General features: G+C 59.8%; 7 protein-coding genes and 1 pseudogene. 4 read left to right on the forward strand and 4 right to left on the reverse strand.

Annotated elements, in window-relative coordinates; all coding sequences use genetic code 11:
• The first annotated feature begins 215 nt into the window (after window positions 1–215).
• The 3 genes from OU682_RS15945 (at window position 216) to OU682_RS15955 (ending at window position 4,894) form a co-directional block, all read left to right on the forward strand.
• On the forward strand, window positions 216–758 hold the full coding sequence (locus tag OU682_RS15945; RefSeq protein ID WP_268943170.1) for a helix-turn-helix domain-containing protein: 543 nt from the start codon (window positions 216–218) through the stop codon (window positions 756–758).
• Window positions 759–885: 127 nt separating this feature from the next.
• Complete coding sequence (locus tag OU682_RS15950; protein WP_371832262.1) at window positions 886–2,871, forward strand: relaxase/mobilization nuclease domain-containing protein; 1,986 nt, start codon at window positions 886–888, stop codon at window positions 2,869–2,871.
• Entirely contained in the window at window positions 2,849–4,894 is a 2,046-nt protein-coding gene (locus tag OU682_RS15955) for a type IV secretory system conjugative DNA transfer family protein (RefSeq protein ID WP_268943172.1), read from the forward strand. The genes OU682_RS15950 and OU682_RS15955 overlap by 23 nt, the downstream gene beginning before the upstream one ends.
• Before the next feature lie 277 nt (window positions 4,895–5,171).
• Here OU682_RS15955 and OU682_RS15960 read toward each other — a convergent pair whose 3' ends face one another.
• The 4 genes and pseudogenes from OU682_RS15960 to OU682_RS15975 all read right to left on the reverse strand — a co-directional run.
• Window positions 5,172–5,513 (reverse strand): hypothetical protein, encoded by a 342-nt coding sequence (locus OU682_RS15960; protein WP_268943173.1) that lies wholly within the window; start codon window positions 5,511–5,513, stop codon window positions 5,172–5,174.
• Entirely contained in the window at window positions 5,510–6,175 is a 666-nt protein-coding gene (locus OU682_RS15965; RefSeq protein WP_268943174.1) for an AAA family ATPase, read from the reverse strand. The genes OU682_RS15960 and OU682_RS15965 overlap by 4 nt, the downstream gene beginning before the upstream one ends.
• A gap of 1,092 nt (window positions 6,176–7,267) precedes the next feature.
• Window positions 7,268–7,726 carry an IS5 family transposase gene (locus tag OU682_RS15970; RefSeq protein WP_268943175.1) on the reverse strand — a complete coding sequence of 153 codons (459 nt, stop codon included), beginning with the start codon at window positions 7,724–7,726 and terminating at the stop codon, window positions 7,268–7,270.
• Window positions 7,683–7,823 (reverse strand): annotated as a pseudogene (locus OU682_RS15975) (IS256 family transposase); the annotation flags it as partial. The pseudogene OU682_RS15975 and the gene OU682_RS15970, both read right to left, overlap by 44 nt.
• A gap of 100 nt (window positions 7,824–7,923) precedes the next feature.
• Here OU682_RS15975 and OU682_RS15980 point away from each other — a divergent pair.
• Window positions 7,924–8,885: IS256 family transposase (locus OU682_RS15980; protein WP_268943176.1), on the forward strand; the 962-nt coding region annotated here is incomplete at its 3' end.

Genomic DNA, 8,885 nt, shown 5'->3' on the forward strand with positions numbered 1-8,885 from the left:
GCTCGGCCGCTCCGATGTTCTGTGGAAGCAGGTTCGGACAGTCGCGCACGGCCCAACTCGGGCCTGAAACGGAAACCTAGCGTCGACCCAGTCTGACGTCATTGACATTCCCTCAGTCTTGCTCAACGCTAGGTTGTAGATTGGCAAGAAATACAAATCTAATTTTTTACATTTTGATCATGACCGGACGAAGCCTCAAGCTCAGCCCCTCTGACGTGAAAAAGATCGCCGCCTCGGTTCGCTCGGGCGTGCCTGTGACGGTGCTGGCCAAGGCCCATGGTGTCACGCGACCGACGATCTACCGGGCCCTGCGCGCCTTTCACGAGCAGGAGGCTGTGGTGGATACCGGCACCGCGCCTGTGTCCTTCACCGTCGATCGCAACAGCCTTGCGGCCTTTGACGCCCTCACGGGACGGCTTGGTCTTTCCAGCAGAGCCGATGCCCTGCGCCGCGTGTGTCGCGTACCCGCCGGCTTTCTGGAGCCCGATCCCGACCTCGCCGACGCGTTGCGTAATGTTGCCGGCGAGTTGGCGGCCATCGGACGGAACGTGAACCAGCTGGTTGCCACCAAGAACTACGAGGTCCGGCGCGGCCAGCAGCTGAAGTTGTCCAGGCCGCAACAGCAGCTCCTGTCCGATCTTCTGGAGCATCTCGACGGCGTGTCGATAGCAATTCGGGAGATTGAAGGGAAAAGAGCCTCAAAGACCATTCGCCGGTTTGTTTCCGGAATGACGGAGGCTGGCGATGAGCCGGGTTAATGCCGTCACCGCTGTTACCGGCAAGTTGTTTGAAGAAGATTGGGGCAAGGTCGGCCGGGGCCGGAATATCGGACATGCCCGGCATATGGCGCGTGCGGCTCAAGGCGCCTCCCCTACCGTCTTCAAGATGATCCGCACCGGCGGATGTTCGTCACCCGGTCAGCTTTCCGCCCAGTTCACTTACCTCTTCAGCAAGAGCGTGGATATCCACGACTCCCGGGGATTGCTTGATGGTGCAAAGACATTGAGCCCGGAGCAGATCGAGGCTGCCGTGTCGCGGTGGTCTGATCATTGGAAAGGACAGATGAATGCGGCCCGGACCAGCCATTTGCTGATGTCCTTTCCGCGCGGGACAAAGCCGAACCATGTCAGCCTGATTGCAGGCGAAATCTGCCGGGAAAAGCTCGGTGGTCGGTTCGACTACATGATTGCGGTTCACACCGACAGTCCGAACAAGAACCCCCATGCCCATATCATCGTCAACCGGCGCGGCGAGGATGGGGAGTATTTCATCCTGCGGCGGGGCACGGATTACAGCTATGAGGCCTTCAAGGAGGCCATGGTCGATCATGCCGATCGCTATGGCATTCGTCTTGAGGCCACCTCTCGTTTGCAGCGGGGACATCTCCATTATCCGCCCACCGATGGCGACTGGCGGCGGGCTCAGGAAAGGGCGGCTCAAACAGGCAGAGCTTTTGAGGCTCCTGAAGGAAAGCCGCGCATTGGTGAGGATTTGAGCCGCGCCACGCAGGAAGTTCGCGACTGGTCCCTGCGCTATCGCGAGCTGGCGAGCTTTGCCTCGCAACAGAACCTGCAGGATCTGGCAACCGCATTTGAGAAGGCCTCCTCGGTCCTGGCCGGGGGTGGCGCCATTGTAGCCAAAGGAGAACCTTACATGTCCTTGGTCGAGGATTTTGACACAGCCGCAGCCAACCTCAGGAAGGCCGTCGATGGCACTGAGCAGCGCATTGCCGATGCAGCCCCGAACCAGCGTCCGGCCATGGAGCGCAAGCTGGCCGAGGCACTGACATCGGTGGAGCATCTGCAGCCCCTGGGCACCCGGTCGCGCGATCTGCGCGAGACCGCCAGTGAGCAGGGCATCTATTCGGCCCAGAACCTTGCGATGGTGAACACCCGCTTTGCCTTGGAAGGTCGAGACAAGCTGACAACCGCCCTGGACGGAACCGGGATCGATCCGGTCGAGGTTGAGGCGCGGATGCGCGTGGGCGCCAACTCCGCGGCCCTGGAGACCCGGTGGGTGCAGCAGGATCTGCAAAGCGTGGCCGATCTGCGCGGGCTTGATCTGCGAGACGGGGCGCAGTTGCAGCAGGCCATCGCCGTGGTGGATGCCGCCTATGATCGCGTGGCAGACGCCTATGGTGTGGACGATGCCATTCACCAGCGGGTAGCCAGCCAGCACGGTGAACGGGCTGCGGCGCAGGACCAGGGTCCGGATGGGACGCGTGAGCTGACGCGCGAGGAGGCTGACGCTGAGGACATCGAGGTCAGGATCTACGCGCAAGGCGAATGGTCCTCACGGGACGGGATCGAGGAAACCCGGCCGGTCGTGATCGAGGATGAAGGCCGGTTCTATCCCGGCGTTGAGACTGCCACCCGAGGTGGCGGGTCGACCTATACCTATGATGACAGGGTCTCCTACGGCACCTTGCGGGAAGCGGCGGACAGGAGCGCTGAGGCTTACCGCTTCCGAAATACCCTCGATACGGCTGACCAGATGGAGCGGTCGCGCGACGCGGATGCGCTCGATCATGCGCCAACGACCTCGATTGGGTCGCGGGATGGCACAGCAGCGGACGACGCTGAGCTCGCCAGGTATGCGCGCCCGGTCGGAGCCGAGGATGAGCGGCGGTTGCGCGAGGCCATCGAGCGGACGCTTTCCGGTGACGAGTTGGAGCGGCTGAAGAGCGGAGACGCGGACGTCCTGCGCGGTATTGGGGATCGTGACGATCAGTTGACCATGGCCCGGGATTACCTGCGCGTCTCTCATGACCCGGCAGCCCGGCAGGGACTTGAACGGGTCAGCGAACAGTTGAGCCAGGAACGCGAACGGCAACGCCAGGAACGTGGCCATGAGGGAGGCGGCCATGAATAAGCTGCACATCCTGGGTGGAGCCTTGCTCTTTGCCGTTCTGGGCACCGGCTTTGCTTATATCGTCGGAACCGGCTTTCTGTCGTTCTGGCGCGGCTACAACGGCCAGTATCTCGACTGGCTGGCAATCGTGCGGGAGTACCCATCTCTTCGGTCCACTGATCAAAGGGCGTTTCAGATCCTGAATGTGATCTGGGGCAGCTTTGTCGTTCTGTCGCTTGTGCTGGCGGCCAATATCTTGACCGAGAAGCTGACGACCTTTGGCAAGGCACATTGGCAAAGCCGGCGTGAGCTGAAGAAGAACGGCTTTCTTGAGAAACCTGGGCGCGGCTTTGTGGTGGGCAAGACGGGATCACCAAAGGGCCGAGGGCGGTTTCTTTGCTCGGCAGCCTTTCCCCATTGCCTGCTTGTCGCACCGACAGGCGCCGGGAAAGGGATCAGCTTCGTTATCCCCAACCTGCTCTTGTTTCAGGGTAGCGCTGTTGTTCTCGATGTGAAGGGTGAGAACTTCGAGCTGACCAGCCGTCATCGTCAATCCATGGGCGACAAGATCTGGCGGTTCGCGCCGCTCGATTGGGACAATCCCGGCCACCGCTACAATCCCCTCGACCGGATCAATGCGCTGCCGAACCCTGATCAGCGCCAGATGGAAATCCGGATGCTGGCCGAGCTGTTCCTGCAAACCGAGGATGATGGTGCCAAGGGGCTGCTGGACGGCGGCATTGATCTGTTCGTGGCCTGCGGCATCTATGCAATCGAACGCGGCACCCCGACCCTGGGCGAGATTTATCGGCTGGCTTCGGCCGGCGGCGACAAGCAGAAGCAGTACATGACGTACGCTGATGCTGTGAAAAGTCCGGCGGTCCGTCTTCTCTTCGAGCGTCTGGCCTCGACCAATGACCGGACCCTGACCTCCTATCTGTCGCTCCTGATGACCTCGGGCCTGTCGCTCTGGTCAAACCCCGCCATCGACCGCGCCACGGAAACCAGCGACTTCTCCTTCCGAGATTTTCGCCGCTTCCCGCAGTCCGCCTATTTCGTGGCACCGCCGCACGACAAGATCCGGGCGATCGCGCCCCTCGTCCGGCTGTTTTTCTCGGACCTGCTGTCGAGCCTGCACGACCATCTCCCTGGCGAGGACGAGCCATGGCGTGTGATGATCATGCTGGACGAGTTTGACATGCTTGGCCGCATGCCGAGCGTGACAGACAGCATCAAGACGCTGCGGGCCTATGGCGGCCACCTGGCTGTCGTGACCCAGACCATCCCTGCCCTCGACAAGATCTATGGCGAAGACACCCGGCTTTCGCTGCAAGGGGGCGCAGGCGTCAAGATCTACCTCGCTCCCTCCGAGCAGCGCACCAAGTCGGAGCTTTCTGCGGCGGTTGGCAAGACCACCGTCCGGGTCACCTCCAAGTCCAGGACCGTCGGAAAGGGACCCTTTAACGGGATCAATGTCTCGGAGCGGAACGAAGAGCGTGACCTGCTGACCGAAGACGAGGCCGGGCGGCTGAAGGAGGATGAGATGATCATCCTGGCCAACGGGCAGCATCCCATCAAGGCATGGCGGATCAAGTATTTCGACGACAGGATGCTGAAGCCGATCTTCAAGGCACAGAAGGGCCCCCTGCCCGGGCCTGATCCCAAGGACAAGGAACTGCGCGCGATGCGCGGCGAGCTGATCCTTGCCAGCAGCAAGATCACGGCACTGGCCGAGAAGGTGGAAGCCGTTGCCACGAAGCGGAGCCGGGTGAAGGCCGCCCTACCCCGTGTCGTCCTGGACCAAGTTGGTAAAAAGTCGTTTGATACTCAGGCGCTAGCAAAGTCCGTTGATCCGAACGCAGCATCAAAGGCCGACAACGCGGAACCAGTTGTTCTGAGGCGGAGGCGAGACCTCACTCCTATTCTGGGATCAGGCTTGGCAATCTCTACGAACGACACCGCCGTCAGGGTGATGGTCGAGGCAACGGAAAAGGTGCAGGGGATTTCACCCGATGATGACGGTTGTGCCTTGGAGGCAGGTTAAATGGACGATTAGGTGATCCTGTCAGGGTTCGTCTAGAAAGCCGGAACTAGATTGTCAGGGCGAGTAATGCTGCACAACGTCCTGACAATCATGCAGCACGCGGAAGACTTTCAGCAGTTATCGTTATGATCAAGAGGATGGGCGACTGAAATTTTCTTGGACAGTTTGGCGAGGAAATTTCAATGAGGAAAGGCCGCGGGAGAACATAGAAAAGCAAGAGCCGGCACTCAGGCCGGCTGCATGCTATTCTATATGGTTGCGAAGTATATAGTATGGATTAGCGCGTAAGACTTCTACGTAGTTCCTCTCGCTCCGCGTCTGTCATCATCTCAACACGAGCGTTAAAGCCGTGGCGCTCGCAGAAGTTCATCATAGCTTCAAGCATCTGATAGTATTTGATGTCACGGCCGTTGTTAGTCTTTTGCTTAAAGCGATCAATGATACGAGCGGGACCTTTAATCGACAGCGCGCCTTCGGCTTCGCGGGTGTTTTCAGGTCGAGGTTCTCGGCTAGGCCAGCGATCATCCGGTGCCACCGCACGTTCGACCACCCTGCCCTGCACCTTCTGGACTGGTTCGAAATCGTCAAGGGCATCCAGGCCTGCAATCTTCCTGCTCATTGCTGATCTCCCCGCAGTTTGGATACGACTTCGGCTGCAAACGCCTCCGCGTTGTCTATAGCTTTCTCAACGCCCCCAACTGCAGAGCGATCAAGATCATAGAGAGAGCCCCCGTAACTGTGGAGCGACGAGAACGCAGTTCTGTCGTTCAACTCAGTTTTAAAGGCTGCGACAGCTCCTCGCATCTCTGCGTTGATCTCCTTGGCATTCCGCGCCTTCACGGCGGCTTTCGTGCGAGCAAAGAGCAGTGCCGAAGGAATTTCGCGTCTGGCAAAGCGAGCTTCCTGACGGATTTGCTTCAACGCCTCGACCGCAGCATCTGCATCTTGCTGTTCGTCTCCAAGAGGAACAATCACTAGGTCGCTCTCGCCCATGGCAAAGGCGTTCAGCCTCGATGCCAACCCTTCTAAGTCGATGATCACGAAGGCTGCCCGTCTAGTTGCAGTTTCTATCTCATCTTGGATAGCTTTTTCCCCAGCAGACTGGGTAACCGTAAGTTTCTCGGGCACAGACCCACGCTTTGCCCACGCGATTGTTCGTGCAGCCGGGTCGGCATCAATGAGTTCGACGCTGACGCGTTGTGCAAGCGTTGTTGCTAAGACAATGGCAGACGTGGTCTTACCAGCTCCACCTTTCGGTGTAGCGAATGATATGACTGGCATCTATGTGTTCCTGCTCTGCATTATAGTTGAGTTCAATGTAGCGCCGCGTGGTACGCTAGGAAAGGAGGTAGTTCGGTCCCTAGTAGTACTAAACCATATCATATGGTCTCCAACTATATAGCATGGAACCGCTTGGAACTTGGCTGCTGATCTATTCTTGACCTTCGATTACATAGTGCTTTTGCCCTACTCCAGGACGGTGAGGCAGGACGGAGGCTGCCATCATCGGGAGGGAACAGGCAAGCGGCCATGATGTTGTTCAGCGCAAAACCATTTAGTTCTATACCAAAGTATATAGTAGAGCGCTGCTCGGAACTGATTTCACGCGGTGCCCGTAACTAATGGTCATCTTCTGGAGCAGCAAGCGGCGGTCGAGTTCGCCTGGATCTCTTTCGAAGTGTTCTTGGGTGCCACACTGTAGCGCGGTCAGATCGGTCGACCTGTTCCGCCAGATCTTAGAAGCGCTGAAGGCGGCAATGTCCGAGCACCCAGACGGCCGACCCTAGACCATAGACCGCCTTCGCCGATGCTGAATCGCCGAGAAGGCCCCGGCGGTCGCGGGCTCCGCGTGCGGGTGGGCCGTGGCGTCGAGCACGAGTGCAGATCGCCGTGACCGATAGGGACAATAGCGACAGCACAGGCGCGGTGGCAGGCAACCTCTAACGACTGCTTCAAACGGTCGAGATGCTGATCCACGGGTGGCGCAGCGACATTAAATATTCCCACATGATCGACTGCATTGCACGTGACCTTGCAGCGGCGCGAGAGCCCGGCAATGCCGCCGCAGAGGATTACTGGGACCAGTAATACGGCTTTTAATGACCAGTGCATGATCACGGTCATTCCCGAAATCCATATCAACATGCAACGGCTGGAGGCCACCTCGCGGCGACAGACGGCGCGCTGGCTTTCGTTAGCGGCTTCATCGAAGGAGGGCAGGGGACTTGCGACCGCACGGTCCTGACCGAGGTGCTGCCTGATCAATGCTGGTACCGTCACTGTCATTGGCAATCATGAACTGAACGCGATCCTGTTCCATCGCGGGCTAGGGGGCCGACGGCGAGAAAAACCGCAAGTAGGTAGAGAACTCATTCAGGCCCAAGCAATCACAATAGAGACCAGCGCCAGACTGGCCAGGTAGTTACGGGCCAGGCGGTCGTATCGGGTGGCGATACGGCGCCAGTTCTTGAGCCTTCCCCACATCCGCTCAACGACGTTGCGCCGCTTGTATGCTTTCCGATCGAGCGGAAAGGGAAAGGTGCGCGTGGCCAGGGAGGGGATCACCGCCTTGATGCGCCGGCGCTTGAGCCAGCGACGCAGGCTCATGGCATCATAGGCCTTGTCGGCAATCAGTCTTTTGGGACGGGAAAGTCCCTCCAGAAGCGGAACAGCCATATCAATGTCCGGGATGTTTCCGGGTGTCACGGCAAAGGCGACCGGTCGGCCCGTGACGCATCGGCCAGTGCATGGACTTGAGCTATGGCTGAATTTGGGTGACGCGGCTTGATCAGGCGGCGCGGCTTTGGCTGGCCTCGTCAGCGACGATGCCATCGGTGAATCTGACGCCTTCGATGACGCGTGGCAACTGGTTTGTGCCGTTAAGCTTACGCCACTTCTTCGATGCGGCCCGGACCAGGGTGAAGACCATGGTCGTGTCTTGGAAGTGGTGGAAATTGGACGGTGGCGTAATCTCCGGGTGAACTGACACCCACCCAACCGGCGGCGGCAACCGCCAGGGAGATCACGCCATGAAGCAGAATACCGACAGCTCATCCTTTTCGCTACTGCCCGACGCAGGGGCGTATGATCCGATCGAGGATCGCCTGCGGGCGAATGTCCGTGCCACCATTGAGGCCATGTTCGAAGAGGAACTGGCCGACTTTCTGGGTCGGCTTCGTTACGGCCGCGGCAATGAGCGGGCCAAGGGCTACCGCCACGGGCATCGCGATCGGCAGCTGACCGGCACATTCGGCACCGAGACAGTGCGGGTTCCTCGTGCCCGGATCGAGAACGAAGCCGGCAAGATCACCGAATGGCGCTCGAAGGCACTGCCCCGCTACAGGCGGCTGACAAAGAAGGCCGAGGCCCTGATCGCAGCAGTCTATCTGGCCGGCACCAATACCCGGCGTGTCAAGCGGGCGCTCTTTGGGCTGTTTGAAGGCGCCGTGAGCAAGGATGTGGTCAGCCGCGCCTGGCGCAAGGTGAAGGTCGACTGGGACGCATGGTCTGCCCGCGATCTGGCCGACGAAGAGATCGTGCGGCTCATTCTCGATGGCACCGTCATCAAGACCCGGCTGGACCGCAAGGCCACCAACATCTCGGTGCTGGCCGCGATTGGCGTGCGGCGCGATGGACAAAAGGTGCTGGTCTCGATCAGGAACATGGGCGGCGAAAGCACGGCTGCCTGGGGCAGCTTCCTCGCCGATCTGGACGCGCGAGGCCTAAGGCGCCCGGAGTTCGTGATCGTTGATGGTGCCCCTGGCCTTGAGGCTGCGCTTGTGGCGCTCTGGGGCGAGGAGCTGCCCATCCAGCGCTGCACGGTTCACAAGCACCGCAATCTGCTCGGCCATGCCCCCAAGCGCCTGCATGACGAGCTGACCGAAGATTACCGCGACATGATCTATGCCGACACTGCCGCCGAGATCGAGAAGCGTCGCAAGGCTTTCCTCCGCAAATGGAAGCTGAAGTGCCGGGCCGTGGCCGATAGCCT

Source organism: Paracoccus benzoatiresistens, assembly GCF_026913015.1.
GTDB classification, from domain to species: Bacteria; Pseudomonadota; Alphaproteobacteria; order Rhodobacterales; family Rhodobacteraceae; genus Paracoccus; species Paracoccus benzoatiresistens.

Coding starts and splice junctions, on each gene's coding strand:
- OU682_RS15950 (WP_371832262.1), top strand. CDS start 886: ATGATCCGCACCGGCGGATGTTCGTCACCCGGTCAGCTTTCCGCCCAG.
- OU682_RS15955 (WP_268943172.1), top strand. CDS start 2,849: ATGAGGGAGGCGGCCATGAATAAGCTGCACATCCTGGGTGGAGCCTTG.
- OU682_RS15960 (WP_268943173.1), bottom strand. CDS start 5,513: ATGAGCAGGAAGATTGCAGGCCTGGATGCCCTTGACGATTTCGAACCA.
- OU682_RS15965 (WP_268943174.1), bottom strand. CDS start 6,175: ATGCCAGTCATATCATTCGCTACACCGAAAGGTGGAGCTGGTAAGACC.
- OU682_RS15970 (WP_268943175.1), bottom strand. CDS start 7,726: ATGGCATCGTCGCTGACGAGGCCAGCCAAAGCCGCGCCGCCTGATCAA.